The 19,539-nt window shown below is 68.2% G+C and carries 20 protein-coding genes; 7 read left to right on the top strand and 13 right to left on the bottom strand.

Translation table 11 applies throughout. The features are described from left to right. Positions 1–113 precede the first annotated feature (113 nt). The gene (locus IU459_RS21550) at positions 114–1,619 is read left to right on the top strand and encodes a condensation domain-containing protein (RefSeq protein WP_324198970.1); all 1,506 of its coding nucleotides are present in this window, start codon (positions 114–116) and stop codon (positions 1,617–1,619) included. Positions 1,620–1,643: 24 nt separating this feature from the next. Here the strand turns inward: IU459_RS21550 and IU459_RS21545 are convergent, their stop codons facing one another. The 4 genes from IU459_RS21545 to IU459_RS21530 are packed head-to-tail and all read right to left on the bottom strand — an operon-like array spanning position 1,644 to position 6,959. Next, the gene (locus IU459_RS21545; RefSeq protein ID WP_195131360.1) at positions 1,644–2,969 is read right to left on the bottom strand and encodes a pyridoxal-phosphate dependent enzyme; all 1,326 of its coding nucleotides are present in this window, start codon (positions 2,967–2,969) and stop codon (positions 1,644–1,646) included. Further along, positions 2,969–4,471, bottom strand: coding sequence for a decarboxylase (locus tag IU459_RS21540; RefSeq protein ID WP_195131359.1), 1,503 nt, complete (start codon positions 4,469–4,471; stop codon positions 2,969–2,971). Before IU459_RS21540 ends, IU459_RS21545 begins: the two co-directional genes overlap by 1 nt. Beyond that, positions 4,468–5,757 carry a heavy-metal-associated domain-containing protein gene (locus tag IU459_RS21535; protein ID WP_195131358.1) on the bottom strand — a complete coding sequence of 430 codons (1,290 nt, stop codon included), beginning with the start codon at positions 5,755–5,757 and terminating at the stop codon, positions 4,468–4,470. Before IU459_RS21535 ends, IU459_RS21540 begins: the two co-directional genes overlap by 4 nt. After that, positions 5,754–6,959, bottom strand: a complete 1,206-nt coding sequence (locus IU459_RS21530; RefSeq protein WP_324198969.1) for an aminotransferase class V-fold PLP-dependent enzyme — start codon at positions 6,957–6,959, stop codon at positions 5,754–5,756. The genes IU459_RS21535 and IU459_RS21530 overlap by 4 nt, the downstream gene beginning before the upstream one ends. Before the next feature lie 193 nt (positions 6,960–7,152). Here IU459_RS21530 and IU459_RS21525 point away from each other — a divergent pair, with 193 nt between their 5' ends. Beyond that, complete coding sequence (locus IU459_RS21525; RefSeq protein ID WP_195131356.1) at positions 7,153–7,584, top strand: pyridoxamine 5'-phosphate oxidase family protein; 432 nt, start codon at positions 7,153–7,155, stop codon at positions 7,582–7,584. On the opposite strand, the gene IU459_RS21520 is transcribed toward IU459_RS21525, so the two are convergent. From IU459_RS21520 to IU459_RS21505, 4 genes are all read right to left on the bottom strand, one after another. Next, the gene (locus IU459_RS21520) at positions 7,581–8,015 is read right to left on the bottom strand and encodes a CBS domain-containing protein (RefSeq protein WP_195131355.1); all 435 of its coding nucleotides are present in this window, start codon (positions 8,013–8,015) and stop codon (positions 7,581–7,583) included. The genes IU459_RS21525 and IU459_RS21520 overlap by 4 nt on opposite strands. A gap of 102 nt (positions 8,016–8,117) precedes the next feature. Beyond that, positions 8,118–9,380, bottom strand: a complete 1,263-nt coding sequence (locus IU459_RS21515) for a PucR family transcriptional regulator (protein WP_195131354.1) — start codon at positions 9,378–9,380, stop codon at positions 8,118–8,120. Positions 9,381–9,620: 240 nt separating this feature from the next. Beyond that, the gene (locus tag IU459_RS21510; protein ID WP_195131353.1) at positions 9,621–9,857 is read right to left on the bottom strand and encodes a hypothetical protein; all 237 of its coding nucleotides are present in this window, start codon (positions 9,855–9,857) and stop codon (positions 9,621–9,623) included. Between the two features lie 223 nt (positions 9,858–10,080). Continuing rightward, entirely contained in the window at positions 10,081–10,878 is a 798-nt protein-coding gene (locus tag IU459_RS21505; protein WP_195131352.1) for an SAM-dependent methyltransferase, read from the bottom strand. 319 nt (positions 10,879–11,197) lie between these two features. Between IU459_RS21505 and IU459_RS21500 the strand changes: the two genes are divergently transcribed. Together IU459_RS21500 and IU459_RS21495 are read left to right on the top strand one after the other, a co-directional pair. Further along, on the top strand, positions 11,198–11,419 hold the full coding sequence (locus IU459_RS21500; protein ID WP_195131351.1) for a DUF397 domain-containing protein: 222 nt from the start codon (positions 11,198–11,200) through the stop codon (positions 11,417–11,419). Positions 11,420–11,509: 90 nt separating this feature from the next. Continuing rightward, entirely contained in the window at positions 11,510–12,397 is an 888-nt protein-coding gene (locus IU459_RS21495) for a helix-turn-helix domain-containing protein (RefSeq protein WP_195131350.1), read from the top strand. Positions 12,398–12,636: 239 nt separating this feature from the next. On the opposite strand, the gene IU459_RS21490 is transcribed toward IU459_RS21495, so the two are convergent. The 4 genes from IU459_RS21490 to IU459_RS21475 form a co-directional block, all read right to left on the bottom strand. Further along, the gene (locus IU459_RS21490; RefSeq protein ID WP_228838283.1) at positions 12,637–12,864 is read right to left on the bottom strand and encodes a hypothetical protein; all 228 of its coding nucleotides are present in this window, start codon (positions 12,862–12,864) and stop codon (positions 12,637–12,639) included. Between the two features lie 295 nt (positions 12,865–13,159). Then, the gene (locus tag IU459_RS21485) at positions 13,160–13,462 is read right to left on the bottom strand and encodes a putative quinol monooxygenase (RefSeq protein ID WP_040778103.1); all 303 of its coding nucleotides are present in this window, start codon (positions 13,460–13,462) and stop codon (positions 13,160–13,162) included. Between the two features lie 63 nt (positions 13,463–13,525). Continuing rightward, positions 13,526–14,185 (bottom strand): SDR family oxidoreductase, encoded by a 660-nt coding sequence (locus tag IU459_RS21480; protein ID WP_195131348.1) that lies wholly within the window; start codon positions 14,183–14,185, stop codon positions 13,526–13,528. A gap of 34 nt (positions 14,186–14,219) precedes the next feature. Continuing rightward, positions 14,220–14,723 (bottom strand): DUF2599 domain-containing protein, encoded by a 504-nt coding sequence (locus IU459_RS21475; protein WP_324198968.1) that lies wholly within the window; start codon positions 14,721–14,723, stop codon positions 14,220–14,222. Positions 14,724–14,949: 226 nt separating this feature from the next. On the opposite strand from IU459_RS21475, the gene IU459_RS21470 reads away from it, so the two are divergent. Further along, positions 14,950–16,059 carry a lipase family protein gene (locus IU459_RS21470; RefSeq protein WP_228838282.1) on the top strand — a complete coding sequence of 370 codons (1,110 nt, stop codon included), beginning with the start codon at positions 14,950–14,952 and terminating at the stop codon, positions 16,057–16,059. Between the two features lie 10 nt (positions 16,060–16,069). On the opposite strand, the gene IU459_RS21465 is transcribed toward IU459_RS21470, so the two are convergent. Continuing rightward, complete coding sequence (locus IU459_RS21465; protein ID WP_195131347.1) at positions 16,070–16,312, bottom strand: hypothetical protein; 243 nt, start codon at positions 16,310–16,312, stop codon at positions 16,070–16,072. 344 nt (positions 16,313–16,656) lie between these two features. Between IU459_RS21465 and IU459_RS21460 the strand changes: the two genes are divergently transcribed. Then, the gene (locus IU459_RS21460) at positions 16,657–17,832 is read left to right on the top strand and encodes a lipase family protein (RefSeq protein ID WP_195131470.1); all 1,176 of its coding nucleotides are present in this window, start codon (positions 16,657–16,659) and stop codon (positions 17,830–17,832) included. Positions 17,833–18,061: 229 nt separating this feature from the next. Further along, entirely contained in the window at positions 18,062–19,465 is a 1,404-nt protein-coding gene (locus tag IU459_RS21455) for a lipase family protein (RefSeq protein ID WP_195131346.1), read from the top strand. Positions 19,466–19,539 lie beyond the last annotated feature (74 nt).

The raw sequence follows: 19,539 nt of genomic DNA, 5'->3' as shown, positions 1-19,539 counted from the left end.
CGCGGGCTTGCCGAAACGGATTCCCTGCGGTCACGGTGCGGTAACTGAAGGTTTACTCGAGCCGGTTACCGTCCCCGGGTCTATCGGTGGTTCTGTGGTGGAGGAAACGGCGCGTGAACAACTCCGCTGCGGAGATTTTGTCCGAGCCGATCGGCGCCGGCCTGCGGCCCGTCTGGGCCCGCGGTGCACGACCAGCGGTGCGGCTTGTTCCGCCGCCACGGCCTCCCGTGCTGCTGGCTCGCGGTCCGCGTCCGGCGCACGTGCCGCTGGCGCCCGCGCAGGAACGGATGTGGCACGCCGCGCGGGCCGGGAACTCGAGTGACTGGAATGTGGCACGGGCGGTGCGCTTGTCCGGACCAAGGCTGCGACCGGAGGCACTCGTCGCGGCGATCGGTGACGTCGTCGCCCGGCACGAACCGCTGCGCACCCGCTATCCGGAGACCGCTTCCGGTCCGGCCCAAGTGGTCGTCCCGGCGGCCGAGGCCCTTGTGCCGCCCGAATTCGTCGCGGTCACCGAAGCCGAACTGCCACACCGCATCGCGGAATTCGCCGCACGCGAATTCGACCTGGCGGCCGGCCTTCCCCTGCGGGCACGGTTGTGCGTGCTCGGTCCGCACGACATCGTGCTGGTTCTGGTCGTGCACCATATCTCGATCGACGGCCGGTCGGTGGCCCCATTGCTGCGCGACCTCGTCACCGCATATCTCGCCAGGGCAGCGGGCGCCGCACCGGCTTGGACGCCGCTCCCGATCGACTACGTCGACTACACCCTGTGGAAACACGCCCAGCTCGGCGACTATTCGGACGAATGGAGTCGCGCCACCCAACAGCTGCGCTACTGGGCCAACACGCTGGCCGGTCGGCCCGCGGTGCTCGAATTCCCGTGCGATCGCCCGCGTCCGGCCCGAAGGACGGGCAGGACAGGCGCCGGGGCAACCGCGCCGGTGGCGTTCGGCCCCGACGTGCACCGGGCGTTGCTGGAGCGAGCCCGCGAAGCGCGAGCCAGCCTGTTCATGGTGCTGCAAGCAGCGTTCGCGGTGGCGGTCGGCGCGTTCTCCGGCAGCGACGACGTCACGGTGGCGACCGCGGTGGCCGGCCGCGATCATCGCCTGCTGGACGACCTGGTCGGCAACTTCGCCGACGATGTGCTGTTGCGTGTGCGTCTCGACCGCGCCGGCGACGTGGACGAGCTGCTCGACCAGGTGCGCAGGGTGGCGCTGGCCGCGTTCGCCCACCCCGACACCCCGAATCAGCGGTTGAAACGCTGTTTGCTGCAAGACGCGAGCTGCCCGCTGTTCCAGGCGACGCTCATCCTCCAGCGCGGTGCGGCCGCCCAGCCGGCCGGCACCGGCGGCGAACTGACCGTCACCGAGATCGACACCGGCGTGATCCGCGCCAAGCACGATCTCGAGTTCGGCTTGGTGGACCGCTACGACCGGGTGGGCGCGCCCGCGGGCATCGACGGCGTTTTCATCTATCCGACCGCGCTCTTCGAGCGCGGTACCGCGACGGCATTCGTCGAATTGTTCACGGCCACAGTCGAATTGTTCGCTACCGGCTACTGCGGTCCGGTCGCTCCATTGCTGGGGCACGCCCCTGGTCCGATCGCGGTGCGATAGCAGCCCAGTGCGGCCTCCCGAAGGTCAGCCGCGCTCCAAAGGCAGTCCCGCGTCGCGCCACGCGACGACGCCGCCCGCCAGGCTGGCGGCGTCGTATCCGGCCCGCCGGGCCCGCGCGGCGAACCGCAGCGACAGCTCGCCGACGGGACAGGCGAAAACCACCGGACGCGACCGTGGAAACGGGATGCCGTGACCGAACATGTCGTCGAGCTGGTCGTCGCGGATGTTGAGTGCGCCGGGGACATGGCCGATGCGGTAGGCCATCGCGCCGCGGGTGTCCACGATGGTCGGGCGGCCGGTCCGGTCCAGCTCGGCGAGTTGTTCTGGGGTCAGGACCGGTGTCGCGGCCAGTTCCTGCGCGGTCGGGTCCGCCTCGCGTTCGGCGCGGCCGAACAGCTCCGGCCTGCGCTTCTTGACGTACGACAGATACGGCTCGAGCCGGTCACAGACGATGAACACCGCGACGATCGGATCCTCCGAGTCGACTGCCGAAAGATCCAGCGCGCCGAGCGCTTCCAGCGCGGCGGCGTAGCTGGCGCCGCTGGTCGGCCCGGCCAGCACACCGTATCCGGTCGCCAGCCGCAGCGTGGCGTCCACGGCGTCGCCTGCGGCCACGGTGACGATCGAGTCGTAGAAATCGGGCTGGAACAGTCCGACGTCCCACATCTCGCTTTCGGACCGGATCCCGGGAATGAAGTCCGACCGTTCGGAGACCACCGCGACGGTCCGCAATTCGGGATTGTGCTTGCGCAGGTAGGTGGCGGCGCCGCGGGTCGAGCCGGTGGTGCCGAGCCCGCCGATCAGGTAATCGATCCTGGTGATGCCATCGCCGGCGAGGTCCTCGTGGATCTCCCGGCCGGTGCCCTGATAATGCGCCTCGACGTTCTTCTCGTTGGTGTACTGCGACAGATGGCGGTACGCGCCGGGCCGCTGCGCCATGGTCGACTCGATCACCGAGTAGACGTCGTTCGGTGTGGTCGGGTCCGGGCATTCGGAAAGTCCGGGCAGTTCCACGATCTCGGTGCCGAACAGCTCCAGCAGGTCACGGACCTCGGCCACCTTGATCCGATTGGTCACCGCCCGCAGGCCGACGCCGTGTACCGCACCGAGAACGCGCAGCGCTTTGGCCGTGTTGCCGCTGGAGGCCTCGATGAGCGCCTGACCGCTCGCGCGGATCTCGTCCAGGTCGTCGCGGAGCATCCCCCAGGCCACCCGGTCCTTGACCGAGCCGAACGGGTTGTGCGACTCCAGCTTCGCGTAGAGCTCGACGTTCGCCAGCCCGTGCACCGCGGGATCGAGCCGGAGCAGGGGGGTGTTGCCGATGAGTTCGGTGATGTGGTCGTAGCGCATCAGGAAGCCTCGACGGATCGGACCGGCCTGGTGGGGCGGTGTTCGGGTGGCGCGGCACGGTGGGGCCGCGACGGTTCGACGCGTGCGTCGGGTTCATAGTCCGCGTCGGGGACGACCTGGAAGTCGTCGGTGTTCCGGGTGACGGCGAGTTTCACCGGCAGCGGATGCATCGACGCCGTGGCTGCGGACAAATCCATATGGTAGGCGGCCGTATTCGGGAACACGATCGCATCACCGGGCCTGGGCTCGGCCTGCAGCCACACTTTGTGATTGGTGATCAGGTCGCGTTCCAAGCACAGTCGTCCGGCTACGTACACCCCGACCGGTCCGCGGCGGAGCTCGGCGGCATCGGTGGGCAGCAGGAGCGGATCGACCATGACTTCTTGATCGGCGGGCGTCACCGAATCGCGACTGAGATCGACGTGCACCAGGACGCTGCCGTCGGCGACCTCCTTGACGAACTCGACCGTGGCCACCGTGATGCCCGCGTGGTCGACCAGCGCCTTGCCCGGCTCCAGCCACACATCCAGCAGGTTGTCGCCCGCCACCTGCGCCACCGTCCGCCCTGCGTGCCGCTCCAGCGGCGCGGCCAGCAGGTCGTCGAGCATGCGTGCGGCCGGGATGGTGTTGGCGTACTTGTGGAACACCGGCGTCCCGTGCACGGCGCCACCCGCGACGTGATAGCCGAAGGTATTGCTGCCCCAGCTCATCGGCTCGCCGCGCCCGAGCAGCGATTCGCGCAGCGCGAGCACGTACGCGTCGAACCGCTCGGCGTCGGCGGTGAACACTTGACGGAATCCGCCGCCGATGTCCAGCACCGACGGCGCAAGCCCGCGATCGTAGGCTTGCTCGATCGCGCGGAGGCAGGCGTCGATCGCCCGAACCCGCTCGCCGAGATCGCCGGAGTCGAGGTGAAAGGCGAAGCCGAGGAACGCCAGCCGCCCGCGATGCGCCGACAACAGGTCGAATGCCTGCCCCAGCTGCGCGAGCGGAACGCCGAACCGGCTCACCTGTCCGGCTTCGAATCCGGAGAGGCGCAGCAGCAGAGGGACTTTCGTGCCTTCGGCAGCCAGCTCGGCGATCCGGCCGAGTTCCCATAGGTTGTCCACGTTGACGGTCACCCCGCGGCCGGCGATATCCCGCAGAAAGGACTCGCCCTTCGGGCCGGTGACCTCGATGCGCGCCGGATCGAACCCGGCGTCGAGTGCGCCGGCGAGTTCGAACGGTGATGCCACGTCGATGGCGATGCCGGCGCGCTCCGCGGTGCGCACGAACGAGCGGGACTGATTCACCTTGTGCGCATAACAGATTCGGTGTCGCGGCAGCCTGCGCTCCAGCACGGCGCGCAAGTCGGCGAGATTGTCCGCGTAGACCTGAGGGAACACCAGGTGCGCCGGAGAGCCGAACCGCGCGAGCGTTCCGGCCACGGCGCCTGGCGCGTCGAGGAAGGCGCGTACCAGCGGATGCAGCTTCGCCGGTAGCGCCGGAGGCCATCCCGTCACACCGCGGCTTCCGATGGTTCGGTGGCCGCTGTCCGCGCGGCGACGGCCGGCTGCTCCGCGACCGGGTTGTAGCCGCCGTCCCGGATCGCCTCGAATGCCCTGGCCCGGTTGCGCGGGCTGCGGAACTCCGCGACCACGCGCTTGCTGTCCAGATCGATGTGGAGCACGCGGACGTCCATTGCTTCCAGCACTCCGCCGATGGTGCGGACGCAATGCTTGCAGGTCATGTCGGGCACGTAGAACACCTGGTCCTCGGCGGTGGCGGCGCGGTCGGCGGTCGCCTCGTCGAGTTCGGCGCTCACCTCTATGACCTCGCAGCGATCGACGATCTCGGTGAACACGGTGACGAACCGGTCGACGAGCCCGGGGAGAATGCTGTAGTGCCCGCTGTCGAGCTGATGCGGCATGGCCGCCAGGCAGGCGGGGTGGTTTCCGGCGGGCAGCAGCGCGTATTGCCGGGAGATCAGGTCGAGATCGTCGTGGTACTTGGCGATCGCCTCCGCGACCGTGCGGCCCTCGGCGGTGGTGGCGCGGTGCATGACGGCGTGCGCGTCGGCGATGGTGGCGTCCTTCATCGCCCGCAGCGTCGCCACCGTCTCCGCCGAGTAGCGGACGGTGCCGTCGGGCTGCGCGACGAGGCCGACCGGAATCATGCCGCGCCGATAGGTCGACGCCTGCAACTCCCAGTACCAGCGGGTCGCAACCGCGGCGAACAGACCGGAATCGCGCATGGCTCTGGCGAATTCAGCGGGATCGCGATAAGGGGTCTGCCCGGCCACCAGCGCGTGCTGGGCCAGCGCGCGCCCGGCGGCTTCGACGCCGACCCGGAAGATGTCGCGCGGATCGTGATCGGTGGTGGTGCCCGCGAGCACCGCGTTCTCCCGCGGTCCCAGCGTCGAGACACGCTGGGCGAAACCGGGATCCGCGTCCAGCTCGTGCCACAGTGCCAGAACGGTCTCGCGCATCGCGATCGGCACCGAGGGGCCGAGGCCGTCGGTGCGGAAATGTCCCGTATTCGGGATGCCGTCGCTGTCGGTCCAGGCGATCCGGTGCGTAGCGCTGGTCACCTGATCCGCGCGGCACGGCCGCATGAACCGCTCCAGATACAGCCGCTGCGAATACGTGAGACGGCTGCCTGCCTCCGGACGTAATGCAGCACAAGTGAATTCGAAGCGACGCGGCGGCGGAGGAGGCGGCGTCGCCGCGGTGAACAGCCCCGGCTGCGCCAGCTCGGCCAGCACCCGGGACGCGGCCCGCCGGTCGTAGCTCGGGGTGTCGGTGTTCACGTGACCTCCTCGGCGACGGACTGCACGCACGCGACGAACCGGTCGATCTCGTCGGGCGTGTTGTAGATGTGCGTGCTGATCCGCACCGAGCCCGCGCCGTCGTCATCGGCGGGGACGCAGTGCGCGCCGGTGCGCACCAGGAAACCCAGCTCGCTCAGCACGAATCCCAGGTCGGTGGCCGAGATCCCGTTCAGCGTGAACGAGACGATGCCGTAGCCGACGGCGCACGCCGCATGCGCGGGGCCGGGCAGGAACTCGACGCCGGGAACCGGTCGCAATCCGTCGATCAGGCGCCGGGTGAGGGTGCGGTTGTGCACCGCGATGGCGCCGACGCCGAAGGACTCCAGCACTTCCAGCGCGCTGCCGAGCGCCAGGATGCCGGGGATGTTGGGGGTGCCGCCCTCCAGGAGTTCGGGCATCGTCCCCGCGGTCAGTCCGGTCGCGTCCGGCCGCACGCCGGAGTTGCCGCCGGGCAGGAACGGCACGAGGCGGTCGTGCACGCGCCTGCGGCAGTACAGGATTCCGGTGCCCGGCGTGCCGAACATCTTGTGCGCGGCGAAGATCGCGAAATCCGCGCCGAGCGCGGTCACGTCGACCGGGAGATGCCCGCCGCTCTGCGAGCAGTCGAAGCACAGCAGGATGGCGGGGTCGATGCGCCCGCGCAGTTCCTCCAGTGTGCTCAGCCCGCCGAAAACGTGGTGCAGATGGCTGGCCGTGATCAGCCGGGTCCGCGGCGTGATCCTGGCCAGGATGTCGTCGGTGTCCGCCTCACCGGCGCCGGTCACCCGGTAGGGGATCAGCTCGATGCGGCGCCCGAATCGGGCGAGCAGCCCCTGCAGATGCAGCCACGGATACACGTTCGAGGCGTGATCAGTAGCGTTGTAAAGAATTTCGTCGCCGTCGGCGAGCGCGGCCAGGCCCCAGGACAGTGCGACGGCGTTCAGCGCCGCGGTGGCTCCGCCGGTGAAGACCACCTCGTCCGGATGCTCGGCGCCGATGAAGGCGGCGGCCCGCTCCCGGACGCGGGCGATCCGCGCGGTGAGGCCGGTGGCCCACGGGTAGGTGCCGCGTCCCACGTTGGCGGTGCCGCCGCTGTGATAGCGGTGGATCGTCTCGATGACCGGCAGCGGTTTCTGCGTTGTCGCGGCGCTGTCGAGATAGATCTCGGTGGCGTCGGCGAGCGCGGGGAACAGCGACCGCACCGCGGCAGGGGCCGGCGCGGATGCTGCCGACAGCCGGAGAGCCTCCGCCCGCGTGATCGGCGATCTCGAGGCAGGGGACCGCAACGTGACGCTCCCTTCATCGGCTGCTCGGACGCCACCCACGATACGCATTTTTGGTACGGACTACGAAGTTTTGTCGTGGACAACGGCTTTCACGACTAGCCTGGCCCACATGCCGTTGACCTTGGAAGAGCGTCAAGAGTTTCTCGCGCAGCCGCACATCGCGGCGTTCTCGGTGTCCGCGGGCGCCGGTCGTGGCCCGCTGACCGTCCCGATCTGGTACCAGTACCGTCCCGGCGCAGAGGTGTGGGTGCTGACCGGCCCGGAGTCGCAGAAGATGCGACTGCTCCGCGAGGCTGGTCGCTTCACCCTGATGGTGCAGCAGCTCGAGCCGACCGTCCGGTATGTGAGTGTGGAGGGGCCGGTCACCCGGATCACTCCGATGACCGACGAGATGCACCGCGAAATGGCCGCGCGGTATCTGCCCGCCGAATCGGTCGACGGCTACCTGAAGGCGGCCGAGGCCTTCGGTGAGCAGGTCGCGGTCTATCTGCGGCCGGAGCACTGGCTCTCGGCCGATCTGGGCGACCTCAGCAAGTACTAGTACCGGCCCTGCAGGTACTCGACGAGGTGTTCGCGTTCGTCCGCCAGTTCGGAGATCGCGCTCTTCACCACATCGCCGATGCTGACGATGCCCACCAGCCTGCCCTCGTGCACCACGGGCAGGTGCCGGATGCGGTGCTCGGTCATGATCCGGCGCAGGCCGTCGACCCGGTCGTCGAGGGCGCAGGTGCGCACGTCGGCGGTCATGATCTCCGAGACGGGCGTGTCCAGCAGGTCCGCACCGCGGGCGTGCAGACTGCGCACCACGTCGCGCTCGGAGACGATGCCCGCGATCGCATTCCCGTCCGGTGAGACGACCACCGCGCCGATATTCCGCTCGGCCAGCGCGGCGAGCAGCGTGCGCACCGTCGTGTCGGGTGCGACCGTGGCTACGTCGCTGCCCTTCCTGCGCAGGATCTCCGAAATTCGCATATTTCACCATCCAGACGTCGCGGCACTTCAAGGATCGCAAGTTCGCGGCCCGGTGACCAGCACGAATCCGTTACAGGCCACGATTCGGTCACGGCGCGGGCCTCAGAGGCGCCGGGCGACGCTGCGGTCGAGGTCGCGCGCCAGCAGCGCGATCGCCGCCTGCGAGATACCCGCCGAGGTCGCCAGGTCGATCGAGGTCAGCTGCGCGATGCGCCGCAGCCGGTAGTCGACGGTGTTCGGGTGCACGTAGAGCTGGCGTGCGGTGAGCTGGCGGTTCATGTCGTTGCCGAGGTAGGCGCGCATGGTGTCGAACAGTTCGGGATGGGCGTCGAGCGGATCGAGGATGGTCGCGATCCGCCGGGTCGCCGGGCCCCCACGGGTGAGCTGGTATTCGACGGCCAGATCCGACATCTGATAGAGACCGGGCGGTCTGTCGCCGACGCGGACCAGATTGAGCAGCTCGTGGGCCTGATCGGCGGACTCGGGTATCTGGTCGGTCTCGCTGGCCACCACCGTCGCGGTGAGCGGGACCTCGGCCGCGATGGCCAACAGGTCGAGCGTCGCGTCGGTGAGGGCGCTCTCGGCCTCGTCGCCGAGCGGTATGAGCAGGGTGCCGCCCTTGATGCTGAGCAGCGCGAGCGCGCGTGAGGCGAACACGGTGGCCAGCTCCGACTGCAGCCTGCGTAGCTTGCGGCGCGCGGCGACGTTCCCGTCGACGCGTGGATCGCGCTCGTCCGGGTGTTCCGGAATCGACAGCGCGACAACCTGATAGGACTCCGCGATCGGAATGCCGGTCTGTCGTGCCAATGCCGAGCTGCCGCGACCGCTGAGCAGTGCCGAGGCGAGCGTCTGCGCCGCGGTCTGGTGTTCCTTGGCGACCAAGTGCTGCTCCTCGACGTAGGCGTCCGACACCGCTGCGGTGATCGCCTCCAGGAGCTCGAGGATGAGGTCGGTGGCAATCAGCACCTCGCCGACGTCATCCGCCTCGGCTCGCGCGGTGACCAGGCCGAGCGCGATCCGCAGCCCCTCGTGGTATGCGCGCAGGATGGTGCTGAGCGGCACGCCCTCGCGGGCCCAGCGGGTCGCGGCCGCGCGCACCGCGCCGAGCTGTTCGTCGTCCGGCACGGCGCGCCGGTCGAGCATCTCGGCGGCCAGGCTGAGACAGCTTCGGGTGAGTTTGGTGACGTCTCCGCGTAAATGCTCGCCGGGCAGCGTCCGGCAGGGGGCCATGTTGTTCTCTAGGTATCCGACCATGCGGGAGGCGACGCGGTCGGTGTTCTGGAGCGGCACCGAAGCCGGCTGTCCGCCGATCTCCAGCGCCGGGTCGGACGAGCCAGCGGACAGGTCCAACGCGGAGTAGGTCATGACGAGTTCGCTCCAAATGCCACATCAGGCGTGCGATAAATGGTGCCCGAGTCGATCGGATCACTATACGAAACGGTCGTGTCCGCGGGGAGTGATCGCTGAGATCGATGGCGACCTAGAACATTGCCGGATGAGCTGCTGGGTCGACTCGGGACGTCCTTCGCAGCCGGTGCGCCACGTAGCCTGCGGTCCAGGGGGAGAGGGCAGGCCAGAACTCTTGCTTGCCAGGCGTTTAGGGATCTACTCGTCGTCCAGTCCGGCGGATAGGTAGGCGGCGGCAGCCAGCCACTGCCTGCACTGTGGTCCGTGGACCTCATGGGCGGTGAGGATGTCGCGGGCCTGCCGATAGGTGAGGCCGCGTGGCTCCGCGGAGCAGTCGGACATGGCGAAATCCGGTGCCGGGTATCGGCGCAGGGGCTCGGCGCCGGCGCCATCGATGACGGCAACCGGATGGGGAGTTCGGAATGGCTGGATCATTCGACTGCCCCTTGCGTCCAACGTGCGGATGGGAGGCTGACCTGCTGGCGACGCGGGATCGAACTCCCTGCGTACCTCCCTGATTTCATATCCGAGTCTATGCCTGCGGCACTTACAGATGCAAGTACATCTGCACGATCGGTTGCAGAAAAAAGCGGCGGCGATCGCCGGTCTCGTACCGGCGATCGCCGCTGTGCCGCTTGCGGTTTGGCGTTCAGGGGCCTTACGGCTTGCGGGCGACCGCGCCATAGGCCGAGATCGGACGGACCTCACCCACCTGGGTCTCGGACGGGCGCCACTGAGTAATGGACACGAAACCTGGCTCCACCAACTCCAAACCGTCGAACACGGCCTTGATCTGGGCCTGGGGGCGGGGAATATAAGGAGTGCCTCCGGTGCCGGTGTAGTTCTCGCACAGCGTGACATACGCCTTGCTGTCGTCGGTGCCGTCCCACATCACCAGATAGCTGCCGGAGGGCACCGAGTCGAGCACGGTCCGGACGATCCGCAGGAGCTCGTCATAGGTCTTCGCGTGGCCGAGCACGCCCATGAACATCACGCCGATCGGCTCGTTGAAGTTCAGGACGTTCTTGGCGTCGGCGATGATTCGCTCGGGGTCGTGGTAGTCGGCGTCGATGTAGGTGGTCACGCCTTCCGGCGTCGTGCTGGTGAGCAGCGCCCGCGCGTGGGTGAGCACCAGAGGGTCGTTGTCCACGTAGACGATCCGCGACTCGGGCACGACGCTCTGGGCCACCTCGTGGGTGTTCTGCATGGTGGGCAGGCCGGTCCCGATATCGAGGAACTGGCGGATGCCCTGCTCGCCCGTGAGGTAGCGCACCGCGCGGATGAGGAACTGGCGCGACTGCACCGCCATGGTGGTGATGTCGGGGTCGACCTCGATGCCCGCGTCGCCGGCGATGCGGTCGATCTCGTAGTAGTCCTTTCCGCCCATCCAGTAGTTCCAGATCCGCGCGGAGTGCGGAATGTCGGTCCGGATGAGGGGGGTGTGGTCGTCGGGCATGAGGGACTCCTCGCGAAACGTGTTTGCGGCACTGCCGTGCGGGTGGGCGCTGCGGGTGTCGCGAATGACTGGTACATCCGATGTGCACTGTGACACTACAAGATTCGGGGTCCCTCGTCTGGTGGGATCGGCGGCTGATCACGGTGTTCTGGCAGCGACGCGATCATGTTTCACATTTGCGCCCACGTGGCCCGAATGCGCAGGGGCGCAAGGGGCGAACTTCGTGCTATCGTCCGGTGTTGGTGCAAATGCAAGAACGTTTGAGCGTGCATCTGCACGAACCGATTCGCCGAACTGCGGGAACCGAGGAGTGGGCAAGATGTCGGATACATCCACCAACGAGATCATCGGAACTTGGCGCAAGAGTTCCTTCAGCAATCCGAGCGGCAACTGTGTCGAGCTGGCCGAAGCGTCCGATGGCCAGGTCGCGGTCCGTAACTCGCGGGATCCGGAAGGCGGTGTACTGTTCTATACGCGGCCGGAGATCGATGCGTTCGTCCGCGGCGCGAAGGCCGGTGAGTTCGACTATTTGACTAGCTGAGCGGTAGCATTAGCGGTCGGTGCGGTGTGTCTTCGCGACTGGTGGTTGTGACACACTGTGGGCAACCCCGGAGTATCGGAGACGAACTCGATGATCGCTGAACCCGATGACGATGGCCACGTGCAATCCATTGTCGCAGAACGTGGTCCGACCGTGCTACGCATCGCATTGGGTGGCCAGCTGCGCAAGCTCCGGGAGAAGAAGGGCATCACCCGCGAGGCAGCGGGTGATGCGATCCGGGGTTCACACGCCAAGATCAGTCGTCTCGAATTGGGCCGTACCGGTTTCAAGGAACGCGACATCCGCGACCTGCTGACCCTGTACGGCGTTCACGATCCCGAGGAGCGCGAGTCGTTCCTCGAATTGGCCAGGCAGGCCAATGAGCCCGGGTGGTGGCATCGCTACAACGATCTGCTGCCCCAGTGGTTCGGTACCTACCTCGGTCTGGAGCAGGCCGCGAGCAAGATCCGCACCTACGAGGCGCACCTTGTGCCCGGCCTGCTGCAAACACCCGAATACGCCAGGGCGGTCGTGGCGCTCGGGTATGACGACGCCGACACGGATCGGCGGGTCGCGGTGCGGCAACGCAGGCAGGAGATCCTGTTCCGGCCGGACCCGCCGGTGGTCTGGGCGGTGATCGATGAGGCCGCGTTGCACCGGCCGGTCGGCGGCGCGCAGGTGCACCGGGAGCAGATGCTGCATCTGATCACCTTGGCCGACTTGCCGAACGTGACGATCCAGGTGTTGCCGTATTCCGCGGGCGAGCACGCCGCGGCGGGCAGCTCGTTCAGTATTCTGCGTTTCGCGGAATCGGAACTTCCCGACATCGTGTATCTCGAACACCTGACCAGTGCGCTGTATCTGGAACGGCGCCAGGACTTGGCGCTCTATCTGTCGGTCATGGACCGGCTCAGCGTCCAGGCCGAACGCCCGGACAAATCTATCGAGATCATCGCGCAGTACGCCGCCGGTCGCTGAGACCGCGCGGCGGCATGCCGAACGGCCCGGCAACCTGAGACGTCCACCCCGGAATCGGCGGTGGACGTCGGCATGTTCTCGCTACAACATGCTGGTGATCGCATTGACAGTGGACATGGGTGAACGCCCGGCGCCGGTCGCAGCCGACGCTGCGCAGGGCGTCGGGCGTGTGCGACGGAACTCGGTACGGCACAACCTTTTTCGGCGGCCGCCGGACATCGGATAGCGGAGCCGGCGGTTTACTGCTTGATGCAGCTGGAGGCGATTCGCCAGAACGTCGCGGGCTGTAATGCGTCTAGATCCCAATCGTCGGCCATAGCGTGTGCTGTGGTGACGATCCGCTCTATGTCGAAGTCGTGCCGTGTTGCCGCACCGGTGGATTCGACGGCGTCGATGACATACGCCACGGCGGTTTCCCGGGAGAAAGTGGTGGTCGTGTGGCCGCTTCGGGCCGAGTATGTACTCATAGTTCTGTCGCTCGCTGGCTGGTCGGCCAGTGCGGCGTCGGCTGGTCCGAGCCTGCCGCCGGCAAGTGGTTGTTCCATTCGAATGCCCCTGCTGTTCGGCGGCGACGGACCTGCGGCGACTTCGGCCTTCGGCTCGCCAACACGCCTCCCCTTGGTGGTCCCCTGTAAAGCGTTGCGGCACTGAGTTTATGTCGCTGCGCCTTTCAGATGCAAGCACATCTGCACGATCGATTGCACGTGCGCTGTGGGTATTTCGGCTGCGTGAGTTTGCGAACAAGGTGCTCGCGAGAAAAATTCACTCGCGACCGAACAGGACGTCCGTGCTGTAATCGATCTGTGTACCCGGCTCGACGAATTGATCGGCCGCTTCCCGCCAGGCGAGGAAATGCTCCGTGAAACGGTGTGCCTCGGCCGCCTCGTCGTCGGTGTAGAGCTGGTACAGGAAGAAGCGGTGGGGGTCCACCCGATCTGCGCAGATGTCGAAACGCAGACACCCTGGCTCGGTCCGCACGGAGGCGTCGGCGCTGCGGGATATGGCCGCCAGGAACTCGGCGCGGGAGCCGGGGCGGATCTTCATCGAGACGATACGACTGAACACGGTTGTTCTCCCATCGTGACCGTTTGGGTCGATCGGCAAGGGCAGCAGCGAGGTTCGTCCGGCTCAGTCGGCCAGTTGCGCTATCGCCTGGCTAACCGGAGTGTCGCCGGAAACGAGTTCGAGCGTGGTGCCGAAGGTGTGCGCGGCGGGCAGGAGCCCGGCCAGCACGGCCGCCACATCGGCGCGGGGGATTTTCGCGCGCCCGACCGGCGGCGGGGCGAGAGTCACCAGTCCGGCGCCAGGGGAGTCGATCAGCACGCCAGGACGGAGGATGGTCCAGTCCAGGTCCCGTCCTCGCACGTCGTCTTCGGCCTGGGTCTTGGCATCGACATAGGCGGCCCACACCTCGTCGGTGCCGGGCGCGGGCGGGCGACCGGCGCCCATCGTGGAGATCTGCAGGAATCGACGCACTCCGGTCCGCTCGGCTGTCTCGGCCAGCCGGACCGACCCGCCCAGATCCACGGTGTACTTGCGTTCCACGCTGCTGCCCGGACCGGCGCCGGCGGCGAAAATCGCCGCGTCGCCGCCTTTTACGACGTCTGCCAGGTCGTCGCTGCCGACCTTCTCCAAGTCGCACACGACCGGATCGGCGCCGGCGGCGCGCACCTCGGGGGCGTGCTCGGGATTGCGGACCAGCGCGGCGACCTCGTGGCCGTCCGCGGTGAGCAAGGGGGCGAGCAGCAGCGCGATCTTCCCATGTCCGCCCGCGATGACGACGCGCATGGAATCGCTCCTTTCCGTCTGGGCGATGCCCGCGCTAGCGCTCGGGCCCGCCGGGATTGCAGCGTGCTTCGACGGTGGCCGGATAACCGACCGCCGGACGCCAGGGTTCCAAATTCCAGCTCGGCTTGTCCGGTTGCACAAGCCGCGCCCATGCCCAGTGGCAGAGGAACTGGTCGCGCATACCGGGCGCATCGGCGTCCGCCGAGAGGGCCAGGACCTCCTGCCACGCCCGCTCGTCGGAGCCGGGGAAGGTGGTCTGCCGCCCTGCTTGGGTCGGAACGACGAGCAGCCGGGGGCCGTCGATCGTTTCGGTCCAGGTGACGTGGTCCACCAGCGGCTGTCCCGCGTAGGGGTCGGCGGTGGGCACGGCGGCCAGCGGGGTCGGCGACGGGTATGCCGGTGGAACGGGCGTGGCGGTGGTCGTCGTGGAGGTGGGCTCATCGGAACCACAAGACGCCATCGATGACAGCAGCCCGATCGACAACACCGCGGCGGCCCGGCGCCAGAGGACGAGGCGATGCGGGTACCGCTGCGCCACGATCGAACCTCCCGTGTTCTCCTCGGCACCGTCGGGCGTGCTCTCTCGAGCTTAATGGGCGCGGCCGGAGGAGGTCCGTCCCAGCCCGCACCCGGCGCAGCGAAGGCGGACGTCGCCGCATGGCGAGCCGGCCGCGGCGGGCAGGCAGGCGGTCGGGCCACCGATTGTGGTGGCTTGCCGGTGCGGCTCGGGCTGGAGATAGTCGGTCATGCGTTGTGGACGGATCATGGCGGGGGCGGCGGGGGTCGTGGTCTCGATGACGGTCGTGCTGGGCGGCCCCGCTGCGGCGCGAGTGGGCGAGGCGCCGGGGACCGTGACTGAACTGGTGGAACTGGCTGGGCGATTACATGTGCAGGGAGCCGTGACAGCCGAGCGGTTCACCTATTGGTCGCGTGGCCCGCGCGGGCCGATGCAGAGCACCGGCGTGCTGTACTTGCCCGAAGGCAGGTCGCCGCACGGCGGGTGGCCGATCGTCGCCTACGCGCACGGCACGTCGGGCATCGCCGACCACTGCGCGTTCACGCTGCAACCGCGGGATTATTACCTGACGTCGGTGTACCCGGATCTCCTGCGCGCCGGGTACGCGGTCGTGGTCTCCGACTACGTCGGGCTCGGCACGCCCGGCATCCATCCCTATCTGGACGGTCCAGCGCAGGCGCGCAGCATTATCGACGGCGTGCGCGCCGCGCGCGCGGTGGCCCCCTCCCTCGGCACGCGCTGGGCGGTGTTCGGCCAGTCCCAAGGCGGGCATGCGGCGATGTTCACCGCTCAGCTCGCGCCCGGTGACGCCCCAGAGCTGGAGTTACGCGGCGCGGCCGCCACCGGGACACCGTCGAATCTGGATCTGGTGGTTCGACTCGCCGGGCCGTGGCTGCCGCGGCTGCCGCTGCAGAAGACCACCGCCTACTTCGGCATGCTGCTGGCGGGGCTGCGGTCCAGCGCACCGGAACTCGATATCGACGGGTATCTGACGCCGGTGGGCCTTGACGTGCTGCGGATCGTGGAAACGGAGTGCGCGGTCGAGGCGGACGCGAGGGTGTCCGGTGTCGGCATCGGCGCCATGCTGTCGCGGCCGCTGGACGATCCCGCCCTGCTCGCCGCACTGCGGGCGATGCTGCGGGTGCCGACGAGCGGTTACTCGGTGCCGCTGTTTCTCGGTCAGGGGCTGACGGACCTGGAGGTTCCCGCGCCGCTGGCGCTGGAACTGATCGCTCAGCTGCACTCGTCCGGAACCGATCTGCGCGTGGGCTGGTACCCCGGCGATCATCTGGGCGCGGCGCGCGAAGCGTTTCCCGACGCACTCGCGTTCCTGCGTGCGGTGCTGGATCGGCCCTGAGCTCGCGTACTCAGCGCCAGAGCGAGCGGCAGGGGAGCCTGCGCAGGTCGGGTCGGACATCGCCGTCAACGGTGACGGTGAGCCCGGCATGCGCGGCGGCCGAGGTGAACTCCCACGCCTCGGTCCCAGTCGCCGCGTACTCGAGGATCAACGCGTCCTCAGGGGTGGGTCCGTCGAAGTAGACAGTGATCCGCCGGGTCGGCGTCTCCTGGGTGTCATCGCAGTGAGCTAGTCGTTGCGCAGTGCCGTCCATGCCACCGTCTCCTTCCGGCCGGCGCGGCAACCGCGCCGTACCACTGACGGTAGAGCGCCGCCAATGCTGAGAACATGTTCCAGGTTATCGGCTGGAAATTTCACAGATCGGACACCCGGCGGTGGGGTACAGTCACGAGCCGGGCAGTGTCGCGGCCACCGGCTCGATACCCCAAACTTGTGAATTGTCAACATGTTCGTGGTGCAAGGGTGCCTTACGCGGGTCATGTTGCCAAGGATGGTCACAGCGTTGGACGATCAGGAGGCACACGTTCGATGAGTCAGGACCCACGTTCGCTGGGTAGGGGAGTGGGGCGACGACGTCTCGCACGTGCGATCGGCGCGATGGCCGCGGGCCTGGCGCTGGTGGTGAGCATGGCCGGTGCGGCAACCAGCGCGCCGTTGTTCCCGGAGCCGGATCCGGATCCCTTCTACGCGACACCCGCGGACATCGCCGACCGCAAGCCGGGCGATGTGCTCGCGACCCGGGCGATGCCGCCGCTGGCGGTCTTCCCGGACACCACCGTGACCGTGGTGCGGTTCCGGTCGACCAGCTCGGAGGGGAAGCCGATCGCCGCGACCACCACGGTGCTCACCCCCAAGGCGCACCGTGCCGACGGGCCGCTGCTGTCGTTCCAGCACATCATCAACGGGCTCGGCTCGGAGTGCTCGGTCTCGCGGGTCCTCTACACCGGTGACCCGAACCTGGTCGTGCGGGAAGCACCGGGCTGGAACGTGCTGCTCGCGCGGGGCTGGAGCGTCGCGCTGCCCGACCACCTCGGGCCGAACTTCGCCTACGGCGCGGCCAAACTCGGCGGCCAGATCACCCTGGACGGCATTCGCGCCGTGAAGCAGGTCGCCGAACTCGGAGTGCAGCGCAGCCCGGTGTCCATGGTCGGATACTCGGGCGGCGGTATGGCAACCGCGTGGGCGGCCGCCCTGCAGCCGAAATACGCGCCGGAGCTGGACATCGCCGGTGCGGCCATGGGCGGTGTGCCGATGAATCTGGTGAAGATGCTCGAGGGACTCGGGCTGAACCCGCACCCGGTGTTCGGGCTCGCGCTCGCCGCGGGATTCGGGCTGGAACGGGAATATCCGCAGCGCTTCCCGCTCAGCGACCAGCTGAACGAGCGGGGCTTGGCCGCTCGCGCGCAGATCGCCAACAGCTGCACCAACGACATCCTGGCCGCCGGCGCAGGCCGCGGTGCGATGGACTTCGCCAAGACTACCTCGATGATGAACGACAGCACCGCGCGTGCGGTCGTCGAGGAGAACAGCCTCGAGCTCTACGACGGTGTGCCCAAGACACCGGTGTTCGAATGGCATTCGCCGATCGACGGTCTGATCCCGATCGACTCGGTGGTCAACACCGACAAGCGGTGGTGTGCCGCCGGTGTCAGGGTGCAATCCGAGCAGATCCCGGTACCCGACCACCTGACGGCGGCGGTCCTCGGCATCCCGGCGGCACTGAGCTGGCTGGACGCCCGGTTCCGAGGGGAGCCCGCACCGAGCAACTGCTGACCGAGCGCGCGACGGCCGAGCCGGACCCGTTGTCTCCGCATGGATCTCGGCCCCGGTTGTTGCGATATGGATACGCGACAACACAACTCGAGCGCATTCCCGCCTCGAGTTGCGGGTACTGACGTAGCCTGACGTCCTGGCTCCCGGTCCGACAGGGGGAGATTCGGGGGTCGAACGCCGCAACGCCCGGGTGCCAGAGAAATAGCCGTCGCACCCAAAGGCGTGTGCCATGAGATACCTGCGTGCCATTGCCGTCGCATTGCTCGCCGCCGGTTCGGTCCTGGCCGGCCCTGCCGCCGCGGAGCCGGCGCCCGCGCCGCCGCTGCCCGACGTGTCCGGCGTCTTCCCGCCGCCCGGTGGGCTGCTGCCCGAGTTGCAACAGCTCATCGATCGGGTGATACCACCGCCGCCGATCGCGCCGCTGCCGGAGTCGAGTTCGCCGGCGCAGCAAGCCACCACATTATCGCCGTCGCTGGCGGCGCTGCGCCTGGCCACACTGCCTGCGGCCGTCGGTGACCCGATGTTCGATCACCGTCCCGCTGACCTCGAGGAGCTGATCGAGGGTCAGGTCATCGCGGTCCGCGACGTCAGCGCGACGACCGCGCCGCTGATGCTGCTCCCGATCCAGCGCGCCCTGCTGGTGAAGTACCGCACGACCGATGCGCACGGCGCGCCGTCGTACGCCACGGCCACGCTGGTCGTTCCCGCGGCAGCCTGGGCCGGCCCGGGCCCGCGGCCGGTGGTGGTGAACAACTTGCCGATCGACGCACTCGGCCGTGTCTGCACCCCGGGGTACACCCTCGCCCACGGACTGCACCCGGACACCAGCATCACCGACTTCGTGCCGCCCACAACGCATATCGCGGCGCTGCGCGGATACGCCGTGCTGATCCCGGACCACGAGGGTCCGTCGATGGCCTACGCCGAGCCGTTCGTGGCCGGTCACGCGGTGCTCGACTCGATCAGGGCGGTTCGTGAACTGCTGCCGGAGGAGTTCGGCACCAGCAAGTTCGGTATGGCGGGCTATTCCGGCGGAGCCATCGCGACCCATGGGGCGGTGAAGCTGATCGCGAGTTACGCACCGGAATTGGCGGATGTGATCGTGGGCGCCGCGCTGGGCGGGGTGCCCGCGGACTACGAGATCCTGGCCCGCAGCATGAACGGAAATCTCGCGTCGGCGGTTTTCATGGGCGCCGTGTTCGGGATCGGCCGCGAGCGGCCGGAAATCCTCGCCAGGATGAACAATCTCGCCCAGTGGGTGGCGACCTCGCCGGTGAAGGACATGTGCGGCAGCAGTTATGGACTGGCCGGCCTGCTGATGCTGCCGATCGATGTCGCGGCGAACTACCCGGATCCGCTGAACTCGGCGCTGGCCGCGGACGTCTATCGGGTGACCAGGATGGAAGGGATGAAGTCGGCGGCGCCGCTCTATATCTACAACGGGGAACAGGAGTTCTGGATCCCGGCCGAGGGCGCGCGCAACCTGTACTGGGAACAGTGCCGCCTCGGTGTGCCCGCGATATACCGTAGTGTTCTCGGTGAGCACATCATTGCGGGGGCGCTCGGTTATCCGGAGGCCATGATCTGGCTGGACGATCGGCTGCGCGGGATCCAGGCTCCCGACGAGTGCTGACCGTGTGACGGCGCCGGGGGAGGCATCCGGTAACGCGGTATGGCAGCGGTGTGCCGGTCTGGGCGGGGGGAAGC

Origin of the sequence: Nocardia amamiensis (genome assembly GCF_015477605.1) — a bacterium.
Taxonomy (GTDB): domain Bacteria; phylum Actinomycetota; class Actinomycetes; order Mycobacteriales; family Mycobacteriaceae; genus Nocardia; species Nocardia amamiensis_A.
The sequence above is the reverse complement of the archived record's forward strand: the minus strand, read 5'-3'. Positions and strand labels throughout refer to the sequence as shown.